Below are 23127 nucleotides of genomic sequence, written 5' to 3'. Positions count from 1 at the left end.
CGGGTCATGCCTCCCGGGCCCGTCGCATCGCGACGGAGACGTAGATCGGGAACACCGCGACACCGTCGAGCCACTCGGTGAGCCGGTCCGCCTCGGCCGCCAGAGCGGCCCGGCCCTCCGCGTCGACATCCTCCAGCAGCGTCATCTGCACCCGACCATCAGCGTCCTGCACCCAGCAGCCGACCGCACGGCCATCCCACCAGGCCGTCGTGCCCGCGTTGCCGACGGCGTCGAACAGCTCCCGCTCGTGGTCGCCGAGGTAGAAGTCACGAGCCTTCCACCCCATCACGGTTGGGTCGAGCACGGGCAGTAGCGCCGCCCATGGCTCGACCGGGTCGACCGGCTCGAGGTCGTCGGGGAGCACCCAGCCTGTCGCACCGCCGTCGAGGCCCACCTCGACCGCCTGCACGTCGGCCAGGGCGGTCTTGACTGCGGCGACGGTCGAGCCGAGCCACCACTTCAGGTCGGCTGTCGTGCCTGGCCCGAAGGTCGTCAGCCAGCGGCGTACCAACTCGGCATAGCCGTCGCGCTCGAGCTGGGGCACGGGTTCCTCGCCGAGCCAGTTCTCCATCGAGGTCCATTGCGGCCGCGAGACGCGCCAGTGCCCGCCGTTGCGGCCCCGCACGATGTGGGCCTCCAAGGCGAGCTGCGTGAGCACGCGGGGCGCGATCGACACTGGTCCGCCGTACGACTTCCCCGGCGCCAGGTCTACCTTGCCTTCGAGCTCAGGGAGCACCTCGCGTAGTGCCTGCGCCGAGTGCTCCGAGCCGTCCGCCAGCCGGGCCACCACGGCAGCACGGGCGGCTGCCAGCCAGGCGGCGCCATCGGCGGCCAGGCCACCCAACTCGACGTCCTTGGCGAGCCTGGCGGCATGCTGACCCGCCACCCTCTTGCTCGCACTCCCCCAGGCGGCAGGCAGCAGGTCTCGCGGGAAGACGAAGAGGGTGCGTCGCATGGCGAGCTGCTTGATCAGGTTGCGCTCGTCGTAGAGCGCCTTGTCCACGTCAGCCACGGTCAGCCCGTCCGCCCGTGCCCTCAGCGACAGATAGACCGTCGGCGGCTCGGTCGCGTGCAGGACCGTCATCGCCCGCGTCGCAGCCTCGGCATCATCGGCCCGCCAGGCAGGGTGCAGCGCATGTCGCCGTGCCAGCCGCGCTCGCCGCTCCGCATCGTCGATGTGCCGCATGGCTCATCACCCTACGAGTCGGCACCGACAACCTGGACGGACGTCATTTCCGAATCTGCTTCACTTGGCTCGATGCGACCAGACCGCGCAGGTCCGAGCATGGGGGCGTGATGTGCCGATCATCGAGGTGACAGTTGGTCCGCACGTCACCGACGACCAGCTCCGTCAGATCGCCGCGGTCTTGCCCCACGCGGCCTCGGTTGCGGTCGAGTGCCCGGAGGAGCCGTACGACGGACAGCTGGGCCCGGTGACGTCGAAATCCGCTTCATCCGCCTCGGCCCACACGACGTGAGCGGTCTGGACGTCGTCGCCGAGGTTCGCTCCAAGTGGTTTCCGAGTCGAGCCGAGAACCGCCAGGAACGGTGCGACAGTCTGCGCGACGCGATCACCAAGGCGGTCCCCGGCCTGAGCGTGGGCGTCTATCTGTCGTTGCCGGTCGCCTCGTGGTCACAGTCCGATCCAGCATGAGCTCACCCGCTTGACCCCGCTGGGTGAAACTGGTGCGCCTCGCATCCCAACCTGGGATGCAATAGGTATCGTGGCGGGCATGAGCACTCAGATCGCGGTCCGCCTGCCCGACGAGATGGTGGCCTTCCTGGACCGCACCGTAGCCACCGGCAAGGCTCCTAGCCGGGCCGCGCTCGTGGCGGCGGCCGTGGAGCGCGAGATGCGTCGGCTGGCTGCCGAACAGGATGCCCAGGTTCTGCGTGAGCGCGGCCCCGACGACGACCTAGACGACCTGGTGCAGTGGACCAGCACCCGCCTCGAGGTCGAGGACTGATCAGTGCGCGAGATCTGCCTGGTGCGTCTCGACCAGACTCGACCAGCTCTCGTCTTGACACGCGAGGCAGCGCGGGCGGCGATGACCAAGGTGACTGTCGCCCCGGTCACGACGACCATCAAGGGTTTGTCCAGCGAAGTCCTGGTCGGACGCGAGAACGGGCTATACCTCGATTGCGCCGTCGCACTAGACAACGTCCTCACGGTCCCGGTGAAGCTGCTCGGCCGCACCGTCGGGTACCTCAACGCCGAACAAGAAGCTCAACTGTCACGGGCCGTCGTCTTGGCCTACGACCTCGAACTGCCCCTGCTCGAATGACCGGAACCTCACATGAGTGACCCACAGCGGACCCAAGCCACGAGCAGCGAGCGCGTGTACGCCAACGGCTGGTTCTCCATCCGCGAGGACGTCATCCTCGACCTGGTCGGGGACTCGAGCAAGTACGCCCCCTCGAGGGACCCGATATCGCTCTTACTATCCGCTGGCGGGCGATCGGCTTCAGCTGGTCAATCAGCACCGGCATCCCGTCGGTGGCCGCCGCTGGGAGTTCCCTTCCGGAAGCATCGAGAGCCGGGACGCCGACCCAGCGACCACCGCTGCACGGGAGCCTCCGGGAGGAACCTGAACTGAGGGCAGGGGCCCTGACTCCCCTCGGTGCGCTGGAGATCCTGCCGAGCACCTCGACTCAGACCTGTTGGGTCTTCCTCGCAACTGATGGTCCAGGGTCCGCAGTCGCTGGACCCGGAAGAAGCGGACCTGCGGACAGAGTGGTTCACCCGCCCTGAGATCGAGCAGATGATCGCCGAGGGTCAGCTCACCGATGCGAGAACGATCGCGGCCTACGCCCTTCTGATGTTGCACGAAAGAGGGCGGCCAACGCGTGAGCGTGCGCCTCGGTTGGTCACTCATATCGCGCGTACACGCACATCTGGTCTGGGCCTACCTGGGCGCTCATGACCCAAGTTTCCGGCTCATTCACCACGACGAGGCCCGGATAGAAGCTTCGAAAGCCCTGGGCATTTGCGGCCACTCGTGAATAGTGGCGGGTGGTCCCATCTGGTCCGACGACTGTGACTTTCGCGCGAGCATGGACGCCGGCGCGCCGAGTACCGACCCAGACCTTTTCCTTCTTCGAGGCCGTGATCACCAGCGCACTCCCTTCGAACGGACCATCGTCAGGGGCCCTGCGAGACCGAGGCCTGACCAGTCCCCGGAGCGCAGGAGTCAGGGACTCGCGGTGGCTGCCTCTGAGGCGACTGGGAGCGTCCGGCCGTCGGCGCTGAGCCGGGAGCAGACGAACACCCCGTGGCAACCACCGCAACGGCGACTGCCCCGGCGACCCTCCATCGGGACCCGTGCGTCCTTCCTGACGCCATTTCGCGACGACAAGCCTTCGATCCGCTCATCGACAGACCTCATGTCAGCGGCGTGAGTGCGTTTCGCGACCGGGTGAGCGCTTCCAGATCGAAGTCGCCACGTGGACAGGCTGCATACGACGCATGGAGGGCGCTGCCCCTTCCCGACGGGTCCTCGGTGGATGAAGTTGATGAGGCGCACGCGGACTTGCCAACTGGGATGCAATGACAGCCGAGGTCGTCGTCCCGATGGTCGGGCGTGCCAGCGGCTACGACTCGCCCAGCACCGATTCTCCACAGGGCAGCACCGCCACCATGGCTGGTGATAACGTTGTGCGTTATGTTGGAGGATGATTCAGTCCTTCGCCCACTCGACAGCAAGGCTGGTCTGGGAGCGACGACATGTTCCGAAGCCTCGGTTCCGACATCCAGCGCTCGGCGTACCGAAAGCTGCTGATGCTCAACCGTGCGCGAGACCTCAACGATCTCCGAATCCCACCCGGGAACCGACTTGAGAAGTTGGCCGGTGATCGCAGGGGACGACATTCGATCCGGATCAACAGCCAGTTTCGGATCTGTTTCACGTGGACGCCGAACGGCCCGGCCGACGTAGAGATCGTCGACTACCACTGAGAGGAGGCACCCGTGCCAGACGAAGCGATGCCGCCGATCCATCCGGGAGAAATCCTGCTTGAGGAGTTCCTCAAGCCGATGGGAATCTCCCAGTACCGCCTAGCGAAGACGATCGGCGTTCCACCACGACGTATCAACGAGATCGTTCATGGCACTCGCCGCATCACGCCGGAGACCGGCATCAGGATCTCCAGGGCGTTCAACATGAGCGAGCAGTTTTGGGTCGGTCTCCAGATCGACTACGACATCGAGGTGGAGAAGGACAAGCACCGCGACGAGCTCGACGCCATCAAACCCCTCAAGTCCGCGTAGCTCCGCGGCACGAACACAGTCGGGGACGCCGTGCTGACCATCAGACGACGCTGAGGGCAGCTCACTTCAGCCGGTAGGCTCGACTGGATATCTGTCCCAGTTCAAGGCCAACTCAACACGTGGGGCGCAGCGGCATGAGCGTGCGTCTCGGTTGGTCACTCATATCGCACGTACACGCACATCTGGTCTGGGCCGACGTGGGCCCTCATGACCCAAGTTCCCGGCTCATCCACCACGACGAGGCCCGGATAGAAGCTTCGAAAGCCCTGGGCATTCGCGGCGGCTCGTGAATAGTGGCGGGCGGTCCCATCTGGTCCGACGACTGTGACTTTCGCGCGGGCATGGACGCCGGCGCGCCGAGTACCGACCCAGACCTTTTCCTTCTTCGAGGCCGTGATCACCAGCGCACTCCCTTCGAACGGACCATCGTCAGGGGCCCTGCGAGACCGAAGCCTGACCAGTCCCCGGAGCGCAGGAGTCAGGGACTCGCGGCGGCTGCCTCTGAGACGGCTGGGAGCGTCCGGCCGTCGGCATGGAGCCGGGAGCAGACGAACACCCCGCGGCAACCGCCACGACGGCGACTGCCCCGGCGACCCTCCATCGAGACCTGTGCGTCTCTTCCGACGCCACGCCGCGACGATAGACCTTCGAACCGCTTATCGACAGACCTCCATGTCAGCGGCGTGAGCGGACGCTACTGGACTACTCGGCGAAGGACGCCTCTGGGCCGCGCCGCTTCATGCGGACGCCTTGCGCAGTCACCGCGATGACGACCGCCAGCATCACCAACGACGGGGCACTGGAGATCAGCAGGTGACGTCTTAGGGCCCGGCCACAGTCCGATCCCCAATCGACGCTGAGGTCCGGGTTATCTCCCCAAGCATCAATGAGGCACACGGCTCCTTCTGGATCCTGAGCGATCGGAACCGTGACGGACTGCCCGACTGTGAAGAACGTCCACAGTCCGGCCCCGATGGCAGCCGCGATCAGCAGTAGGAGCCACGGCGAAGTGAGCTCCGTGCGACGCACCACAACCAACACCAGCGAAACGACGAGAAGGGCCATCAGCATCAGCATCACGAGGTAAGCCCAAGTGACACCAAAGGGACTCATCGCGTCGAAGGCCATGGCTGACATTGTGAGCCTTGGCTCCACTCTGGCGTGATACTTCGTGCATAACTGGCAGCAGGCAGTAGGCAGCCACCGACCTCACCCGTGGGGCGCCGGACGACATGCATCCGGGTCGCCCGGGCGACTGAGTGCGCGACGGGCTCACACGACGCTGAGGGGCAACAGCCTCTGGCCCGTGGGGCCGATCTGGGTCTCGGTGCCGAGTTCGGGGCAGACGCCGCAGTCGTAGCAAGGCGTCCAGCGGCAGTCCTCGACCTCGACGCCGTCGGGGTCGATGGCCTCCTGCCAGTCCGCCCAGAGCCAGTCCTTGTCGAGGCCGGCGTCGAGGTGGTCCCAGGGCAGCACCTCGTCGTAGTCCCGCTCGCGCAGGGTGAACCAGTCCAGGTCCACGCCGGTTCCAGCCAAAGCCCGACTAGCGCAGGATTCCCAGCGCTCGTAGGAGAAGTGCTCGCTCCAGCCGTCGAACCGGCCACCGTCGCGCCAGACCGCCTCGATCACCGCACCGACCCGGCGGTCACCTCGCGACAGCAGGCCCTCGATGATCCCCGGCTTGCCGTCGTGGTAGCGGAAGCCGATCGCCCGACCGTAGCGGCGGTCTGCACGAACGGTCTCGCGCAGCTTGGCGAGTCGCTTGTCGGTGGTCTCGTGGTCGAGTTGAGCGGCCCATTGGAACGGGGTGTGCGGCTTCGGCACGAAGCCGCCGATCGACACGGTGCAGCGGATGTCGTTGCGGCCGGTGGCCTCCCGCCCCGTGGCGATGACCTTGGTCGCCAGGTCGGCAATCTCGAGGACGTCGTCGTCGGTCTCGGTTGGCAGCCCACACATGAAGTAGAGCTTGACCTGTCGCCAGCCGTGGGAGTACGCCGTCGCGACGGTGCGGATCAGATCCTCCTCCGACACCATCTTGTTGATCACCCGACGCATCCGCTCCGAGCCGCCCTCGGGCGCGAAGGTCAGCCCGGACCGGCGGCCGTTGCGGGAGAACTCGTCGGCCAGGGTGATGTTGAAGGCGTCCACCCGGGTGGACGGCAGCGACAGCGAGACGTTGCTGCCTTCGTAGCGGTCGGCCAGGCCGGTGGCCACATCGCCGATCTCGGAGTGATCGGCCGACGACAGTGACAGCAGCCCGACCTCCTCGAAGCCGGTCTGGCGCAACCCGGTGTCGACCATGGACCCGATCGTCTGCAGCGAACGCTCGCGGACCGGGCGGGTGATCATGCCGGCCTGGCAGAAGCGGCAGCCCCGGGTGCAGCCACGGAAGATCTCGACCGAGAATCGTTCATGCACCGTCTCGGCGAGAGGCACGATCGGCTTTGCTGGGTAGGGCCAGGCATCCAGGTCCATCAGGGTGTGCTTGCGGACCCGGTCCGGGATGCCCGGCCGGTTGGGCAGCACGGTCTCGATCTGGCCGTCCTCGGCATAGGTGACGTCGTAGAACTTCGGCACGTAGACCGCGCCACTCACGGCCAGCCGGCGCAGCAACTCGTCGCGGTCGGGTTCGCAGCCCGCCGCAGCATCCTGGCGCTCGGCCTTCCACTCCCGGACAACCTCGGAGATCGCCAGCACGACCTCCTCGCCGTCGCCGAGCACAGCGGCGTCCACGAAGCAGGCGATCGGCTCGGGGTTGAAGGATGCATGTCCACCGGCGATCACGATCGGGTCGTCCGGGCCACGGTCGACCGCATGCAGCGGGACGCCGGCCAGGTCGAGCGCGGTCAGCAGGTTGGTGTAGCCCAGCTCGGTGGCGAAGCTGACCCCGAGGAGGTCGAAGGCGCGCACCGGCCGGTGGCCGTCGACGGTGAACTGCGAGATGGCATCGGAGCGCATCACAGTTTCGAGGTCGGGCCAGACCGCGTAGGTGCGCTCGGCGAGGATCCAGTCCTGTTCGTTGAGCACCTCGTAGAGGATCTGGACGCCCTGGTTGGGCAGGCCGACCTCGTAGGCGTCGGGATACATCAGCGCCCAGCGGACGGTCGGCACCTCACCGCCGCAGTGCCAGTCCTTGACCACCGAGTTGAGCTCGCCGCCGACATACTGAATCGGCTTCGCGACCCCGGGCAGACGGGGTTCGAGCAGGGGGAACACCGAGTCGGGCGCCTGGGCGAAAGGCACTGGCTGACCTCACTGGTCGGGGACGAGACAACGGCCCAGGGTACGTCGAAGTGCGGCCGTGGTGGAATCCGTCAGCGCCCGACCAGCACTCGAGGAGGAGCGAGGAGCCGGCCCTCGGCCGCCACCGTGCGCAGGTGCAGGTTCTGCAGCAGGCCGACGGCCAGCATGGTTGCGAACAGTGATGACCCGCCGTAGGACACGAACGGGAGGGGCACGCCGGTCACCGGCATGATGCCCAGGCACATGCCGATGTTCTGGAACGCCTGGAAGCCGATCCAGCAGGCGATGCCGGCCGCCGCGACCCGACCGAACACGTCCTCGCTGGCGGCCGCGATGCGCAGGGCACGCCAGACGACCAGGCAGAGCAGGGCGATCAGCACACCGGCGCCGGCCAGGCCAAGCTCCTCCCCCGCCACGGTGAAGACGAAGTCGGTGTGCTGCTCGGGCACGAAGCCGGCCCGGGTCTGGGAGCCGTGGAAGAGGCCCTGGCCGAAGAGCCCGCCGTTGCCTACCGCGATCCGCGCCTGCTCGGTGTTGTAGCCGGCGCCGCGCGGGTCGAGGTCGGGATTGGTGAAGGCCAGGAATCGGTCCAGCTGGTAGGGCTTGAGCACTCCCCCGACCACGGCGGCCACAGCGGCGACCGCGCCGCCGGCCACCAGGAGACCTAGCCACCGCCGGGTCACCCCGGCAGCGGCCAGCACGCCGAACACCGTCGCTGACAGCACCAGCATGGTGCCGAGGTCGGGCTGCAACAAGATCAGCACGCCGGGCAGGCCGGCGATCGCCAGCATCCCGAGCACGTCCCCGAGGTTGGGCTGATGCCGCCACCGGCCCTCGGAGCGCTCGGCGACGAACAGGGCCATGCCCACCACCACCGCCAACTTGGCCAACTCGGAGGGCTGCAGAGACAGACCGCCGATGTCCAGCCAGGAGCGGGAGCCGTTGACGGTCGACCCGATGAGCAGCGCGAGCACCAGGCCCACGAGGGCGGCGAGGTAGGCGACCGGGGTGAGGATGCGGACGCAGCGGTGATCGGTCACCGCGACGACGGCCAGCAGACCCAGCCCGATGGCGACGTTGACCAGCTGCTTGCTCAGATAGGCACGATCATCGGTCGCCGACCACACCAGCATGACGCCGAGTGTCACGAGACCGAGCACAGCCGCGAGCAGCACCCAGTCGAGCCCGAGCAGTCGTCTGGAATTGATGGTCATCGGCTGCCTTTCCCGGTGGGCGGCAGGATGGATCCGTCTCGGGTGAAGGTCGGCAGGCCGTGCGGCGGTACGACGCCGGGGATCGCTGCTTTGCCACGGTCCACGGTGTCGCCGCGGACGCCGTACAGCGCCTCCCAGATCTTGCGGACCGCAGGCCCGGAGGTGCCCGACCCGGTGCCGCCCTGGCTCACCATCATCACGACGACGTAGTTCTCGTCGTAGGACGCCACCCAGGATGTCGACTGCTTGCCGTGCACTTCCGCAGAGCCCGTCTTGGCCCGGATGTGCACCCGGTCCAACGGGAAGCCGGTCATCTTCCAGGCCATCGTGCCGACCTTGGCGGTCCCCAGGAGAGCCTGGTCGACGTAGCGCAGCGAAGCGGCAGTGGCCGGCACATGGCCCGCCACCTTGGGCTTGATCTCACGCACGACGGAGCCGTCCGGCGAGACGATTGCCTTGCCGACCCGCGGCTCGTAGAGCGTGCCCCCGTTGCTCAACGCGGCGTAGGCGCGCGCGAGCTGCAGAGGGGTCACCACGGTGTCGCCTTGCCCGATCGAGAAGTTCACCGCATCTCCGGCCCGGTAGTAGTTGCCTTCCAGGCAGAACTCGTGGGCGAACAGGTGCAGGAAGTCGTTGCCGGGCTCCTGGTCGAGCTTGCAGTAGTAGTCCTTCATGGCGTGGTAGTACTGCAGCTTCCACTTCCGGTCGGCGATCCGACCGGCGGCCTCGCCGGGGACGTCGATGCCGGTCCGCTTGCCGAAGCCGAAGTCCTTCGCCTCCTGCACGAGCGGGTCCTTGGCGTGGACGTCGGTCGGGTCGGAGCCGTAGCGCTGCCAGAACGACAGCCCGACCCGATAGAAGAACGTGTCGCAGGAGAGCTGGAGCGCGCGGTCGAAGCCGATCATCCCGTAGGACGCGGACTCGTAGTTCTTGAAGTAGCGGCTGCCGACCTGCAGGCCGGAGCTGCAGTTCAACTGCGTGCTGGTCGTGAAGCCGTTGTCGAGAGCACCGACCGTCATGATCGGCTTCCAGGTCGATCCCGGTGCGAACTGGCCCTGAGTGGCACGGCTCAGCAGCGGCGTCCCCGCCTTGGCGGAGTAGAGATGCTCGAGCTGGCTCTTGGTCACCCCGCCCACCCAGGTGTCGGGGTCGTACGTCGGCTGGCTGGCCATCGCCACGATCCGACCGGTCTTGGCCTCCATCACCACCACTGCACCCGAGTCGGCCACATAGTTCTTGTGGGTGACCTCGTCGTAGGTGTGTCGTGCGGTGCGGATGGTGCCGGCCAGCTGCCGCTCGACCACCCCTTGCACCTTGGCGTCCAAGGAGGTCACCAACGTGTCGCCGGGCGTGCTGTCGACGAGTGAGTCGTCCCCGAGCACGCGTCCTACCGAGTCCACGGCCACGCTGCGGTAGCCGGGCACCCCGCGTAGCCACTTGTCGTAGCTCTTCTCGACACCGGCCCGGCCGACCACCGAGGCCGCGTTGAGCGACTGGTCGTCCTGCTGGGTCGCCTCGTCGAGCTCCCCTTCGGTGATCGGGCTGAGGTAGCCCAGCACGTGGGCGAGGTTCACTCCGAACGGCTGCGGGTAGGCGCGCACGCTCTGCTGCTCCGCAACGACGGCCGGGAAGTCCTCTGGCTGCTCGAGCACGCGCAGTGCGGCCGCCCGTGAGACGTCTTGGGCGATGGGGACCGGCTGGTAGGGCGAGCCGTTCCAACACCGATTCGCCACCGCGTGGTCGGCCGTGCAGGGCACCAGCCGTTGGTCGATCTCGCGGCGGCTGACGTCGGCGACCTGGGCCAGACGCGCGAGCAGGCGCTTGCGGTCACCGGCGGACATCTTGTCGAGCAGGGTCGTGTCGATCGTCAGCACCCAGGAGGAGCGGTTGGCCACGAGCGGCCTCCCCTCGGCGTCCACGATCAGCCCGCGGTCGGGCTGCTGCACGATCTCGCGGACCGACTGCGAGGCAGCCTCGGCACGATAGTGCTCCCCGCCGACGACCTGGAGGTAGTACATCCGGGCGAAGAGGGTCGCGAACAGCGAGAACGCCAGCGCCTGGATCACCACCAGCCGCAGGCGGCTCCGCTCGGACGCCCTGGCCGCCCTGGACATCCTCGCCATCACGCGGCCACCGGCACCGGGTCGGCGCGGTCGAACAGCCGCACCAGCGGCGGCACGACCAGCAACCCGACGACGACGTCGAGGACGGCGGCGACCAGCACCACACCGAGAGAGCCCGTCACGCCGAGGGTCGACTCACCCAACAGCAGTCCGGTGAGTGCGAACACCGAGCCGCCCACGACGCTGCAGACCCCGATGATGGCGGCCAAGGAGGACCGCGCCGGGGGTTGGTCCTGACGCGCCGACCCGGCGACGAAGCCGACCAGGACCAACGCCAGCGCCCAACGGCCCGCGGCGTGGTCGGCCGGGGGCGCGAGATCGAGCAACAGACCGGTGCCGAAGCCGACGAGCATCGCGAACCGGGCGTCCTTGGCCAGTCCGGCAGCCACCACGACCAGCAGGCAGAGGTCGGGCACGATTCCGCGCCAGCTGAACGGCGGCAGCAGCGATGCCTGCAGCACCAGCGCGATCAGGACCGTTACCGAGACGACGGCGAGTCGGCCGGCCCTCATCGCATGCTCCCGTCGGCTCGCACCAGCGATCGGTCGCTGTCGGTCGAGGACGGCACGACGACGCCCACCACGTCCAGCGCGGTGAAGTCGACGTAGGGCTCCACGACCGCACGCCGCGAGCTGTCCCGCAGGCTGGCGAACACCTGGGTGACGGTGCCGATCGGCACACCGGAGGCGTACGGCGCTCCGCCGCGGCTGCCCCAGGTGACCACGACGTCCCCCTTCGCCGGTGCCGCCGTGTCGTCGACCAGCTCGAGGTCGAAGCGGCCGTCGTCACCGACGACACCCCGACCGCTCAGGAAGCCGACCTCCATGCTCGAGCCGACCCGTGCGCCGACCACCGAGCGGCTGTCCAGCGCGAGCAGGACCGTCGCCGAGGTTGCGGTCACTCGCAGCACCCGACCCACCAGCCCGTCGCCGTTGAGCACGGTCTGGTCGGGCCGCACGCCGGCGTCGCGACCGGCGTCGATGGTGACCGTGCGGGTGAACGACTGGGCCGGACCGATCGCGATCACCCGCGCCGGGACCAGCGTGCGCCCACTCGTCCGAGCAGCGGTGGCGAGGCCGTCGTACTCCGCCAACCGGTTCCTGTCCACGCCGCTGGTCTCCACCTGCTGGCGCAGGTCGGCGTTCTCCGCCGACAGTCTGGCCACGTCCTCACGGAGGTCGGACCGGCTGTCGAACCAGTCCGGCACCGCATCGAACGGGCGGGCCGCGGCGGCAGCGGCCGCCTCGGCCGGGCCGAACGCCTCCCCCAACACGCTCCGGGCCGAGTCGAGCGGCGAACCGGAGTCGTGATGCAGGTCCAGCGTCATCGCCGTCACCGAGGCGAGCACCAGCGCGATCAGCAGCGATCGCGTCCCCGTCACGCCGACCTCCGTCGATCCGCGACCAGGACCTGCTGCAGCGCGTCGTACTCCTCCACGCAGCGACCGGCGCCCACGACGACCGAGGTCAGCGGATGGTCGGCCACATGCACCGGCATCCCCGTCTCGTCACCGAGACGCTCGCCGAGGCCGGCCAGCAAGGCCCCTCCCCCGGTGACCACCATGCCGCGGTCGACGATGTCGCCGACCAGCTCCGGTGGAGTCTGGTCCAGGGTCTCCCGGACCGCGTCGACGATGGCGTTCAGCGGGTCGTCCAACGCCCGCCGCACCTCCGCGCTCGACACCACGACGGTGCGCGGCAGCCCCGAGACCAGATCCCGGCCCCGCACATCGGCGTCCGGCTCGGCCAGGCGCGGCCAAGCGGAGCCCACCGCGATCTTGAGCTGCTCGGCCGTGCTCTCGCCGAGCATCAGCGAGTGTTCTTTCTTGAACCAGCCGAGGATCGCCTGGTCGAGGTCGTCGCCGGCCGTCCTGACCGAGGTCGAGGCAACGATGCCGCCCAGGGAGATGACGGCCACCTCGGTGGTGCCGCCGCCGATGTCGACGATCATGTTGCCGGTCGCCTCGTGCACCGGGAGGCCGGCACCGATCGCGGCGGCCATCGGCTCCTCGATCACCGAGACGCGGCGGGCTCCCGCGAGGTAGCCCACCTCCTTGACCGCTCGCTGCTCGACAGCCGTGATACCGCTCGGCACGCAGATGACCAGGCGTGGTTTGGCGAGATAGCGCCGCCGGTGGATCTGGGCGATGAAGAACCGCAGCATCTGCTCGGTGGCCTCGAAGTCGGCGATCACGCCGTCGCGCAGGGGGCGCACCACCGAGATCGGACCCGGCGTGCGACCGGTCATCTGCTTGGCCTCGTGGCCCACGGCGAGCACCTCGCCGGTGGACTCGTTGACCGCCACGACCGAGGGCTCGTCGAGCACGACCCCGCGACCACGGACATAGACCAGCGTGTTAGCCGTGCCGAGATCCACGGCCATGTCACGGCCGATCAAGCTGTTCGCCATGCGGTCGCCTCGCCTGTGCTTCGGGGAAGAAGGGTCGGCGCAGGCTGGCACCGGCCCAGCCTCAGCGTAGGGAGCAGCTCACCCGGATCACGGGAGGACACGCGCGAGGGTGGGCACGAGGACCGGCGACCTCGTGCCCACCCCTTCAGGCTTCAGCCCAGGTTCCAGGCCTTCCCGTCCATCCGCGAGATGGGTTCGATGCCCATCCGGCGCAGGACGGTCGGCATGATGTCGACCGACCTGACCGGCGCGCGGGTGTCACGCGAGGGGACCCCGCCATAGGCGAACACGATGGGGATCTGCTGCGACCTGCGCTGCAGTCCGCCGTGGTCGCCGGCAGCCGAGTAGGTCGTGTCGTCGACCAACGACCCGATCACATCGGGCCCGCTCGGGGAGGCCTCGGTGTTGATCAACTCCTGGGCGTGGGTGGCAAACCACGTGCGTTCTGCCCGGCTGGGCATCAGATCCCAGCGCACCGGTGTGCTCCGCACGTAGTGCTTGCCGTGGCGCACCCACACCGCCGAAACGCCCGGCATCCTCTTGACGATGCCCACCGCCTGGCGGGTCTTCGTCGCCGAGGTGTCGGCGAGCCAGAACGACAGCTGGCTGTCGCTGTAGGCCTGGGCCAGGTTGCCGGTGTCGACGAGCGGCTGCAGGGCCGGCTGCGGGCTGTTGTAGCTCCCGTTGGCGCCCTCGCCGTAGTACCAGTTGTTGTAGCCGCGGTCCGCGGTGCCGTCGTCGAGGCCGTAGAAGTGCCTGCCTGGCACGGAGCCGTGGTCGGCGGTGAGCACGACCAGCGTGTTGTCCAACTCGCCCGTGTCGCGCAGGTGATCCACGATCTTGCCGACCTGGTCGTCGGCGACCTTCGCGGCGTTGGCAAGGTGCGTCATCGGGTCCGGGCCCCCCGGGTCGTCGACGCTGCCCCACATGTGCGCGGCCTTGTCGACTCCCGGGAGGGTGACGAAGATCCCGCTCCAGTCGGACTCGTTGTCCATCGCCGCAATCGCCGCGTCGGCTGCCCAGACATCGCCACCGTAGTGAGCCGGGTCCTTCCCGATGGTGTAGCGATCGCCGTCGAGGGGGTAGAGCCGCGCCGGCGACAGATAGGTGTCGTAGGTCTTCGAGCTCGCCGAGTCGACGTACCACCGACCGCACACCGGGCTGGACAGGTAGTCGGGCACGTTGACGCCGGACGGGCCGCGCCAGTTGTTCACGCCGTCACCATCGCAGTCATAGCTGCGCCCGGAGAAGGTGACGATGTGATCGGAACTGGGGCCACCGAAGGCATAGCCGGCATAGCCCTTGGGGCTGATGGTGACCACGGTCGAGTCGGGCCTGGCCTGATGCAGGTAGTCCGCGAGCTTCGGGTAGGCCTCGTGTTGCTGGACCGCGAACATCTGCTCCTTGGTCCAGTCACTGGTGAACCAGTACGGCGACCCGTTGGGCGACATCGAGGTGAGCGCGCCCTCGGCGTCTCGATAGCCCTCCGAGGACCAGCCCATGTTCTTGGGAAGCATCCCGGCGGTGATGACATTGTGGGTGACCACGGTGACGGACCCGAGGTGGCCGAGATAGGCGTTCGGTGCGTTCACGCCCGACCGCATCAGGTTCTTCACATTGGTCATGCCGTACTTGTCCACGATCTCGCGGGACAGGGCGTCGACCACGATGATCACCACGCGGTCGGGCTTGGTCTGGTGCTTCTCCGCCGAGCCGGAGGCACGATCAGCGGCTGGGGACGGACCCGCCCCGAGCACTGCCACCACTGCGGCTCCCGTGACCGCGGTCAAAGCACGGAAAACGGTCGAATGTGATATGCGTCTCATTTGGGGAGACTAGTGGGCGGTCACCCCGTTAGGCGAGCCCCGGGAACCAGAGCGCGATCTCGCGGGCCGCCGACTCTGCCGAGTCCGATCCGTGCACGAGGTTCTCCCGGTTGGACGTGGACAGGTCTCCGCGCACCGATCCGGGAGCCGCCTGACGCCCGTCCGTGGCACCGTTGACGGCCCGGACGCAGTCCACGGCGGAGTCTCCCTCCAGCACCATCGCAACGAGCGGACCGCTGGTCACGAACGCCCGCAACGGCGGGTAGAAGTCCTTCTCGACGTGCTCGGCGTAGTGCCGATCGGCCATCGCCGCGTCGATGGTGCGCAACTCCATCGCCACCAGGTCGAGGCCCTTGGCCTCGTAGCGGCGCACGACCTCACCGACCAGCCCGCGAGCGACGGCATCGGGCTTGAGCAGGACGAGGGTGCGTTCGGTCATGCGGGCAGACTACCGAGCCGATCCGTCGCCTCCCAGGGCGGCATAGGCAACAGCCCGGTCGCGCTCGATCTTGCGGCCGAGGAAGTAGGCCGTCGTCCACAATGTCGCGAAGACGACGCCGAGCACGAACATCATCGGGACCAGCAGGCCGAGCGCGATGGCGGCCACCTGCAGCACGAAACCGACCAGGTAGGCACCCTCCCAGCGCAGCAGCCCGGCCAGCACCAGGCACGCGAGCGCCAGGCCGAGTCCGAGCAGGAGCGCCTTGCCGACCGAGACGTCGGACAGGGCGATCATCACCGGTGTCGACAGGCCGACAGCGATGCCTTCCAAACTGAGCACGGCAGCGCACATCCCCCGCCGTGGGGACCGCTCCTGGACCACGGGCCCGCTCACGACCGCTTCCTCAACATCGCCCGCGCCTCCCCGACCGTGACGACCGACCCGGTGACCAGGACGGCACCGGAACCCAACGCCTCACCGTATGCCTCCCCGCGCTCGGCCAGCGCGGTCGCCTCGTCGATCGCGTCGGCGAGCCGCGTCCGGACCAGCACCCGGTCCTCACCGAAGACCTCGCGAGCGACCTCGGCCAGCCGCTCGGCCGGCATCGAGCGGGCATCCGAGTTCTGCGTGCACACCACCTGCGCCAACTGTGGCTCGAAGGCGGCCAGCACCCCTTCGTAGTCCTTGTCCGCCATCACCCCGATCACCCCGATCAGGGGGGAGAAGCTGAACGAGTCGGCCAGCGCCGCCGCGCTCGCCTCGGCGCCGTGCGGGTTGTGGGCGGCATCGAGCAGGATGGTGGGGCTGCGCCGGATCACCTCCAACCGGCCCGGCGAGCTGACCTCGCCCAGCGCGGCTCGCACCACCTCGTCGTCGAGAGGCTCCTCACCGACGAAGGCCTCGACGGCCGCGATCGCGGTGGCTGCGTTGTGGGCCTGGTGCGCGCCGTACAACGGCAAGAAGACCTCGTCGTAGTTGCCGCGAAGGCTGCGCAGAGACACCACCTGACCGCCGACCGCAGCGACCCGGCGCAGCACACCGAACTCGACGCCCTCCCTCACCACGGTGGCCTCCACCTCGGCCGCGCGCCGCAGCAGCACCTCCGCGACCGCCGGAGTCTGCTCGGCGAGCACGGCGGTGGCACCGGGCTTGATGATCCCGGCCTTCTCCACCGCGATGCCCGTGGGGTCGGCGCCGAGGTAGCGCTCATGGTCGACGGCCACTGGCAGCACCACGGCCACCTTCCCGTCGGCGACGTTGGTCGCGTCCCACAGCCCGCCCATACCGACCTCGACCACGGCCACGTCGACCGGAGCGTCGGCGAACGCTGCATAGGCCATCCCCACGATGGTCTCGAAGAACGACAAGGGGAACGGCTGGGTCGTGTCGACCAGATGGGTGTAGGGCGCCACGTCGTTGAAGGCCCGCACGAACTCCTCGTCGGTCAGCGGTGAGCCGTCGATGCAGATCCGCTCACTCATCCGCTCCAGATGGGGCGAGGTGAACCGGCCGGTGCGCAGCTCCAGCGTCCGTAGCAACGTGTCGATCATCCGGGAGGTGGAGGTCTTGCCGTTGGTGCCGGTCAGGTGGATGACGGGGTACGCCGTCTGCGGGTCGCCCAGCAGGTCCAGGAAGGCGCGGACCCGGTCCAACGACGGCTCGAGCTTGGACTCCGGCCAGCGCGACAGCAACGCGTCCTCGGCCTCGGCGAAGGTGGCCGCCGGACGCGCGGAGAGCTCGGACATGGTTCCGTGAGTCTAGATGAGCGCGGTAGCGTCCACCCTGGTGCCCGGCCACCGGAGCCGATCACCTGGAACGGGGGAACCATGACATCCACGCCGGGCCGCCGGGCGGCCATCGTCTTAGCCGCTGTCGGCGGTCTCGTGCTGGGCGCGCTCGGGGCGGTTCCTGGCGCCGCCACCGCTGCCCCACACACGACGGCCAAGCAGGTGAACGCACCCGTGCCCACGCTGGACTGGTCGCACTGCAGCCCGGGGAGCGACGCGATGTGCGCCACCGCCGCCGCGCCGCTGGACTACGACGACCCCACCGGAGCCACGGTGCTCCTGGATCTGGTCAAGATCCCGGCCAACAATCCCGGCCAGAAGCTCGGGACTCTGTTCGTCAACCCCGGTGGCCCGGGCGGCAGCGCCACCCAGTTCGCACCCTTCGCCGGTGAACTGCTCGGCAAGACGGTCCGCAACCGTTACGACGTCATCGGCATCGACCCGCGTGGTGTGGGCGAGCACTCGACGATCGTCTGCCGCGCCACCCAGCCGGCCCCGCGGGTCCGGGTCACCTTCCCGGTCACGCAGGCCCAGTCCAAGCAGGTGTGGCGGGCAGCGACCTGGGAGCGGACGGCCTGCCAGCAGAAGCCCAACCAGATCGTCGCGCACATGTCGACCGCCGACACGGCCCGCGACATGGATCTGATCCGTCAGGCCGTCGGTGAGGACCACCTCGACTACTACGGGATCTCCTACGGCACCTACCTCGGTGCGACCTACGCCGCTCTCTTCCCCGACCGGGTCGGCCGGTTCGTCGTCGACGGGGTCCTCGATCCGGTGGCCTGGGCCACCACGGCCGGGGCCGCGGCGAAGCCGTTCAGCACGCGGATCAACAGCGCCCAGGGTGCCTACGAGGCGCTGACCAGCGCGTTGACCGAGTGCGACCGGATGGGCGCCGCCCACTGTCGCCTCGCCGGCGACGCGACGGCCAAGTGGCACTGGATGATCCGCAAGGCCAAGCAGGGCAAACTGCGCGTCAGCGGCGCGCGGATCGCCTATCAGGACCTGGTCGACGCGACGCTCTACATGATGTACGACAACACCAGCTACCGCGATCTGGCCTCGGTGCTCCAACGGGTCTGGAAGAAGGCCCACCACGGCAAGCCGCACAAGGCCGGTGACCCGACCGCCGCGCACCTGCGGAAGATGGCCGACCGCTTCCGCGACGCCCCCTACGCCGCCCGCCAGGTCAAGATCTCCGACGCGTTCGCCGGGGTGGCCTGCGCCGACACTCCGAACCCCACCACCCGGGCGGCCTGGTGGAAGGCGGGACGGGCACAGGATCGGCAGTCCCCGTGGTTCGGATCGAGCTGGACTTGGGCATCGGCACCCTGTGCGAAGTGGCCCACCGCCTATGGTCAGGACAGTTTCCGCGGCCCGTTCGACACGACCACGGCCAACCCGATCCTGGTGGTCGGCAACAGCCACGACCCGGCCACGCCGGTCTCCGGAGCACGGCGCTTCACCACGCTGTTCGAGGGGTCACGCTTCCTGCTGATGGATGGCTGGGGCCACGGCGCGATCGGCAACAGCTGCGTCACTGCGGCCTTCAACAGCTACTACGCCGACGGTTCCCTCCCGCGGGAGGGAACCGTCTGCCCCAAGGACCGGCCGCTGTTCAGGCGCTGACGAGTTCGAGGCTGACCAGGTCGGCGACCGGCTCGTAGCCGAGCGCTGTGTAGATCTTGTTCGAGGTCGGGTTGGCCTGATCGGTGAACAGACAGACCCGAGCCCCGGAAGACCGGATCAGCCCAGACACCTCGGCCACGGCGGCGCTCGCGTAGCCGTGGCCGCGGTGCTCGGGCGGGGTGTAGACCGGTCCGACCCTGGACACCCCGAAACTCGGCGGGTTGGCCGCCGTCAGGTGAACCACCTCCCCGTCGGGGAGCTCCCACAGCCAGATCCGCTGGTCGGCGATGCGGCGCTGCATCTCCTCCAACGTGTGCGCGCCGATCTCCGGGCTTGAGCCCCGCTCACGGCCGGCCTGTTCGTCGGCGTCGGCGAGGAACGCGACGAACCAGGCCAGGCACAGCTCGGCGTCCGCCCCCTCGGCCAGTCGCAGCGCACCGGACGGTGAGGCGAGTGGTGGGCGCAACTCGCCGAGCTCGAAGAGCCGGGTCCGTTGGCTCTCGACCACCGACCGGCCAGCGCCCCGGGCGAGATGGTCAGCCACGACGCGGGTGGCCGGGAGGACTCCGTTGGCGGCGGTCACCTCCTCGCCCCGGTCGACCAGAGCCTGCGCGAAGGCGGCTGCGGCCTCGCCCGGCATCTGGAGCACGTAGAGCGGGTACGGCGGGCCGAGGGCGGTGCGCATCGCCACGCCCACCACCTCATGATCCTCGCTCGCCTCGTCGGTCAGCACAGCCCACCAGCGGGGCACGTCGGGATCGCGCTCGACGCCCAGCGCGTCCTCGGCAACGGCGCGGGTAGTCACCGATGCCACCACCGTGTTGAGCAGTCCGTCACGCGCCAAGAACTCGCCCGCTCGCTCGAGCACGAGGGCCGGATCGTCGAGAAACTCCACACGCACCATGCAGCGACCGTACGGCGCGACCGGGGCAGGCGTGAACTCGTTTTCGTCAGCCCGGCCCCGGCTCATAGGATTCGACGTTATGACCGATCGGATCCAGCAGCCCCAGTCCACGACGACGAGCCGCACCCGGCCCGTCGTCGTACCGGACCGGCCGGCGCTGGAGGGGCTCGAGGAGCGATGGTCGGCGACCTGGCAGGCCGACCAGACCTATCGGTTCGACCGCAGTCGCGAGCGCGCGGACGTCTACAGCATCGACACTCCCCCACCGACCGTCTCGGGCAGCCTGCACGTCGGCCACGTCTACTCCTACACCCACACCGACCTGATCGCTCGCTTCCACCGGATGCGCGGCAAGGCCGTCTTCTACCCGATGGGCTGGGACGACAACGGACTTCCCACCGAGCGCCGGGTGCAGAACTACTACGGCGTCCGCTGCGACCCGTCGCTGCCCTACGACCCCGACTTCACGCCGCCGGAGAAGCCGGACCCCAAGCGGCAGGTGCCGGTCGATCGGCCCAACTTCGTCCGCCTCTGCGAGCAGTTGGTCGAGGAGGACGAGCAGGTCTTCGAGGCGCTGTGGCGCACGCTCGGTCTGTCGGTGGACTGGGCGGAGTCCTACACCACCGCCGGGACGAAGTCCCGGCTGGTCAGCCAGACCGCCTTCTTGCGCAACTTCGCCCGCGGCGAGGCCTACCTGGCCGAGGCGCCGACGATGTGGGACGTCACCTTCCAGACCGCGGTTGCGCAAGCCGAGTTGGAGGCGCGGGAGTACGCCGGCGCCTACCACCGGGTCGCCTTCCACCGGCCCGACGGCGGCCCCGTCTACATCGAGACGACCCGGCCCGAGCTCATCGTGAGCTGCGTGGCCCTGATCGCGCACCCCGACGACGAGCGCTATCAGCCGCTGTTCGGCAGCACCGTCACCTCGCCGGTCTTCGGCGTCGAGCTTCCGGTGTTCGCCCACCACCTCGCCGAACCCGACAAGGGCTCCGGCCTGGTGATGTGCTGCACCTTCGGCGACCTGACCGACGTGCAGTGGTGGCGCGAGCTGCAGTTGCCGATGCGCACGATCGTGGGTCGCGACGGCCGGCTGCTGCGGGAGACACCCGAGTGGCTGAGCGACGCCGGCGCCTCGGCGTACGACCGGCTGGCCGGCAAGACCACCTTCTCGGCGCGCGCAGAGATGGTGGAGATGCTCGGGGAGACCGGCGACCTGGACGGTGAGCCGGTGCCCACGCAGCGGATGGCGAACTTCTACGAGAAGGGCGACAAGCCACTAGAGATCGTCGCCACCCGCCAGTGGTACATCACCAACGGTGGTCGGGATCCCGAGCTGCGCGCCGAGCTCCTCGCTCGGGGAGCGGAGATCGAGTGGATCCCCGCGCACATGAAGCACCGCTACGACAACTGGGTGGGCGGCCTCAACGGCGACTGGCTGATCTCGCGTCAACGGTTCTTCGGGATCCCCTTCCCGGTCTGGTATCCCCTCGACGGGGACGGCGAGCCCGACTACGACCACCCCCTGCTGCCCAGCGAGGCGGAGCTCCCCGTCGACCCGTCCACCGATGCACCACGGGGCTACGACGAGGACCAGCGCGGGAAGGCCGGCGGGTTCGTGGGCGACCCAGACGTGATGGACACCTGGGCCACGTCGTCGTTGACCCCGCAGATCGCCGGCGGCTGGCTGACCGACGAGGATCTGTGGGGTCGGGTCTTCCCGATGGATCTGGCCACCCAGGCCCACGACATCATCCGCACCTGGCTGTTCAGCCGGGTCGTCCGCGCCGACTTCGAGAACCACGTCGCTCCGTGGAGCCATGCCTTGATCTCGGGCTTCATCGTCGACCCGGACCGCAAGAAGATGTCGAAGTCCAAGGGCAACGTGGTGGTGCCCACGGAGATCCTCGACAAGTACGGCGCTGACGCCGTCCGCTGGCGCGCCGCGATCGGCCGGCCCGGGCTGGACTCCCCCTTCGACGAGTCGCAGATGAAGGTCGGTCGCCGGCTGGCGATGAAGGTGCTCAACGCCTCCAAGTTCGTCCTCGGTGGCGTCGGTGCCGTCGATCCGGACCCCGCAGCCGTCACGGAGCCGCTGGACCGGGCGCTGCTGGCGCGGCTCGGGCAGGTGGTCGACGAGGCGACCACCGCGTTCGAGGCCTACGACTACACCACCGCCCTGGAGACCACCGAGCGGTTCTTCTGGAGCTTCTGCGACGACTACCTCGAGCTGGTCAAGGAGAGGGCGTACGCCGAGGACGGTGGCGCCGCCACCGCATCGGCCCGGGCGACGTTGTCACTGGCCTTGCATGTCCAGCTGCGGCTGCTGGCGCCGTTCTTGTGCTACGTGACCGAAGAGGTCTGGTCGTGGTGGCAGGACGGCTCGATCCACCGAGCCGCCTGGCCGACCACCACCGAGCTCGGCGGCCACGACGGCGATCCGACCCTGCTCACCCATGTGGCTGCCGCCCTGACCGGGATCCGGGGAGCCAAGTCTCAGGCGAAGGCCTCGATGCGCACGCCGGTCGCGGCTGCCGAGATCACCGGCTCCACGGTCGCGATCGCGGCCGTGGACGCCGCCCGGGTGGACGTGACCAATGCCGGGAAGATCGTCGGCGCGCTGACGCTGGTGCGCGACGACAGTGCCGATCAGGTCACGGTGCGGGCGGAGTTGGCTCCGACGGAGGAGTGATCGCCGGGTCCGCGCCGGGCGGCTGCCACGGTTGTGCCCGGGCACGGCGGTGCCTGCGGTGTCCGTCAGCCTTCTTGGCCTGCATGGTGTGGTTGGACTCGCCGGTCTGATCGCGCTGCTGCCCTGCCGCTGGAACGCCGGGCGGCTTCGCTCGGGGAGACCCGGGGATCGAGGTGCCCTGCGTCTGCGACGGTGGCACGGTCGTCGGCAGCGTCGTCGGTGGAGCCGTCGCCGGCCGTGAGGGCGACGTCACCTCGAGCTCGGCAGCCGCCGTTGAGCGAGCGGCGGGAAGCCGCCCGCTGTGCTCGGAGGCCGCGGCGGCAGGCACTCGGGAGGGATGCAGCAGATCGGTGCCTGCGCGACCTCTGCTCTCGTGGAACAGCAGACCGGCGCAGACCAGCGCAACCACCATGAAGGCCACCATCGGGCCTCGGTGTTGTCCACTCACGCTCTGCCTCATCCCTCCCGGGTGCCGGTCCCCCGGCCCAGTCGAACCAGCCCATCTGTCCAGACCAGTCTGGTGGGGGCGGCGAGGCTCACCAACCCGCGCACGGAGTGTCGCGCCGAAATGACCCGAAGGGACTAGACCGGTCT

The 23127-nt window shown here is 68.8% G+C and carries 20 protein-coding genes; 6 read left to right on the top strand and 14 right to left on the bottom strand.

The features are described 5' to 3' along the window. Positions 1–4: 4 nt before the first annotated feature. A complete protein-coding gene (locus QM714_RS00750; protein ID WP_415096644.1) occupies positions 5–1186 on the bottom strand; it encodes a winged helix DNA-binding domain-containing protein in 1182 nt (393 codons plus the stop codon). Between the two features lie 547 nt (positions 1187–1733). On the opposite strand from QM714_RS00750, the gene QM714_RS00745 reads away from it, so the two are divergent. The 4 genes from QM714_RS00745 (at position 1734) to QM714_RS00730 (ending at position 4267) form a co-directional block, all read left to right on the top strand. Beyond that, positions 1734–1967, top strand: a complete 234-nt coding sequence (locus QM714_RS00745) for a ribbon-helix-helix domain-containing protein (protein ID WP_415096642.1) — start codon at positions 1734–1736, stop codon at positions 1965–1967. Positions 1968–1970: 3 nt separating this feature from the next. After that, a complete protein-coding gene (locus QM714_RS00740) occupies positions 1971–2285 on the top strand; it encodes a type II toxin-antitoxin system PemK/MazF family toxin (RefSeq protein ID WP_415096640.1) in 315 nt (104 codons plus the stop codon). Between the two features lie 1439 nt (positions 2286–3724). Further along, positions 3725–3955: a type II toxin-antitoxin system RelE/ParE family toxin gene (locus tag QM714_RS00735; protein ID WP_415096638.1), complete on the top strand. Its 231-nt coding sequence runs from the start codon at positions 3725–3727 to the stop codon at positions 3953–3955. A gap of 12 nt (positions 3956–3967) precedes the next feature. Continuing rightward, the gene (locus tag QM714_RS00730) at positions 3968–4267 is read left to right on the top strand and encodes a HigA family addiction module antitoxin (protein ID WP_415096636.1); all 300 of its coding nucleotides are present in this window, start codon (positions 3968–3970) and stop codon (positions 4265–4267) included. Between the two features lie 702 nt (positions 4268–4969). Here QM714_RS00730 and QM714_RS00725 read toward each other — a convergent pair. The 11 genes from QM714_RS00725 to QM714_RS00675 all read right to left on the bottom strand — a co-directional run bounded on the left by QM714_RS00725 (position 4970) and on the right by QM714_RS00675 (position 17269). Further along, complete coding sequence (locus tag QM714_RS00725) at positions 4970–5395, bottom strand: hypothetical protein (RefSeq protein ID WP_415096634.1); 426 nt, start codon at positions 5393–5395, stop codon at positions 4970–4972. Positions 5396–5539: 144 nt separating this feature from the next. Then, positions 5540–7510, bottom strand: a complete 1971-nt coding sequence (locus QM714_RS00720) for a TIGR03960 family B12-binding radical SAM protein (protein WP_415096632.1) — start codon at positions 7508–7510, stop codon at positions 5540–5542. A gap of 71 nt (positions 7511–7581) precedes the next feature. Next, positions 7582–8724 carry a rod shape-determining protein RodA gene (rodA, locus tag QM714_RS00715; RefSeq protein ID WP_415096630.1) on the bottom strand — a complete coding sequence of 381 codons (1143 nt, stop codon included), beginning with the start codon at positions 8722–8724 and terminating at the stop codon, positions 7582–7584. Continuing rightward, the gene (gene mrdA / locus QM714_RS00710) at positions 8721–10838 is read right to left on the bottom strand and encodes a penicillin-binding protein 2 (RefSeq protein ID WP_415096628.1); all 2118 of its coding nucleotides are present in this window, start codon (positions 10836–10838) and stop codon (positions 8721–8723) included. Before mrdA ends, rodA begins: the two co-directional genes overlap by 4 nt. Positions 10839–10846: 8 nt before the next feature. Then, positions 10847–11359, bottom strand: coding sequence for a rod shape-determining protein MreD (gene mreD / locus QM714_RS00705; protein WP_415096626.1), 513 nt, complete (start codon positions 11357–11359; stop codon positions 10847–10849). After that, entirely contained in the window at positions 11356–12228 is an 873-nt protein-coding gene (gene mreC / locus QM714_RS00700) for a rod shape-determining protein MreC (RefSeq protein WP_415096624.1), read from the bottom strand. Before mreC ends, mreD begins: the two co-directional genes overlap by 4 nt. Further along, positions 12225–13256: a rod shape-determining protein gene (locus QM714_RS00695; RefSeq protein ID WP_415096622.1), complete on the bottom strand. Its 1032-nt coding sequence runs from the start codon at positions 13254–13256 to the stop codon at positions 12225–12227. The genes mreC and QM714_RS00695 overlap by 4 nt, the downstream gene beginning before the upstream one ends. Positions 13257–13408: 152 nt before the next feature. Continuing rightward, positions 13409–15019 (bottom strand): alkaline phosphatase family protein, encoded by a 1611-nt coding sequence (locus QM714_RS00690; RefSeq protein ID WP_415096620.1) that lies wholly within the window; start codon positions 15017–15019, stop codon positions 13409–13411. Positions 15020–15110: 91 nt separating this feature from the next. Continuing rightward, positions 15111–15521, bottom strand: a complete 411-nt coding sequence (ndk, locus tag QM714_RS00685) for a nucleoside-diphosphate kinase (protein ID WP_415096618.1) — start codon at positions 15519–15521, stop codon at positions 15111–15113. A gap of 9 nt (positions 15522–15530) precedes the next feature. Beyond that, complete coding sequence (locus tag QM714_RS00680) at positions 15531–15917, bottom strand: DUF4233 domain-containing protein (protein ID WP_415096616.1); 387 nt, start codon at positions 15915–15917, stop codon at positions 15531–15533. After that, a complete protein-coding gene (locus QM714_RS00675; protein WP_415096614.1) occupies positions 15914–17269 on the bottom strand; it encodes a bifunctional folylpolyglutamate synthase/dihydrofolate synthase in 1356 nt (451 codons plus the stop codon). Before QM714_RS00675 ends, QM714_RS00680 begins: the two co-directional genes overlap by 4 nt. Positions 17270–17350: 81 nt before the next feature. On the opposite strand from QM714_RS00675, the gene QM714_RS00670 reads away from it, so the two are divergent. Further along, on the top strand, positions 17351–18940 hold the full coding sequence (locus QM714_RS00670; protein WP_415096612.1) for an alpha/beta hydrolase: 1590 nt from the start codon (positions 17351–17353) through the stop codon (positions 18938–18940). Here the strand turns inward: QM714_RS00670 and QM714_RS00665 are convergent. After that, positions 18930–19844, bottom strand: a complete 915-nt coding sequence (locus QM714_RS00665; protein ID WP_415096610.1) for a GNAT family N-acetyltransferase — start codon at positions 19842–19844, stop codon at positions 18930–18932. The genes QM714_RS00670 and QM714_RS00665 overlap by 11 nt on opposite strands. Positions 19845–19923: 79 nt before the next feature. Between QM714_RS00665 and valS the strand changes: the two genes are divergently transcribed. Further along, complete coding sequence (valS, locus tag QM714_RS00660; RefSeq protein ID WP_415096608.1) at positions 19924–22533, top strand: valine--tRNA ligase; 2610 nt, start codon at positions 19924–19926, stop codon at positions 22531–22533. On the opposite strand, the gene QM714_RS00655 is transcribed toward valS, so the two are convergent. Beyond that, complete coding sequence (locus QM714_RS00655; RefSeq protein WP_415096606.1) at positions 22496–22981, bottom strand: hypothetical protein; 486 nt, start codon at positions 22979–22981, stop codon at positions 22496–22498. The two genes, valS and QM714_RS00655, sit on opposite strands and share 38 nt — an antisense overlap. Positions 22982–23127 lie beyond the last annotated feature (146 nt).

It is taken from the genome of Nocardioides sp., assembly GCF_047602075.1.
In the GTDB taxonomy this organism is placed as follows: domain Bacteria; phylum Actinomycetota; class Actinomycetes; order Propionibacteriales; family Nocardioidaceae; genus Nocardioides.
The sequence above is the reverse complement of the archived record's forward strand: the minus strand, read 5'-3'. Positions and strand labels throughout refer to the sequence as shown.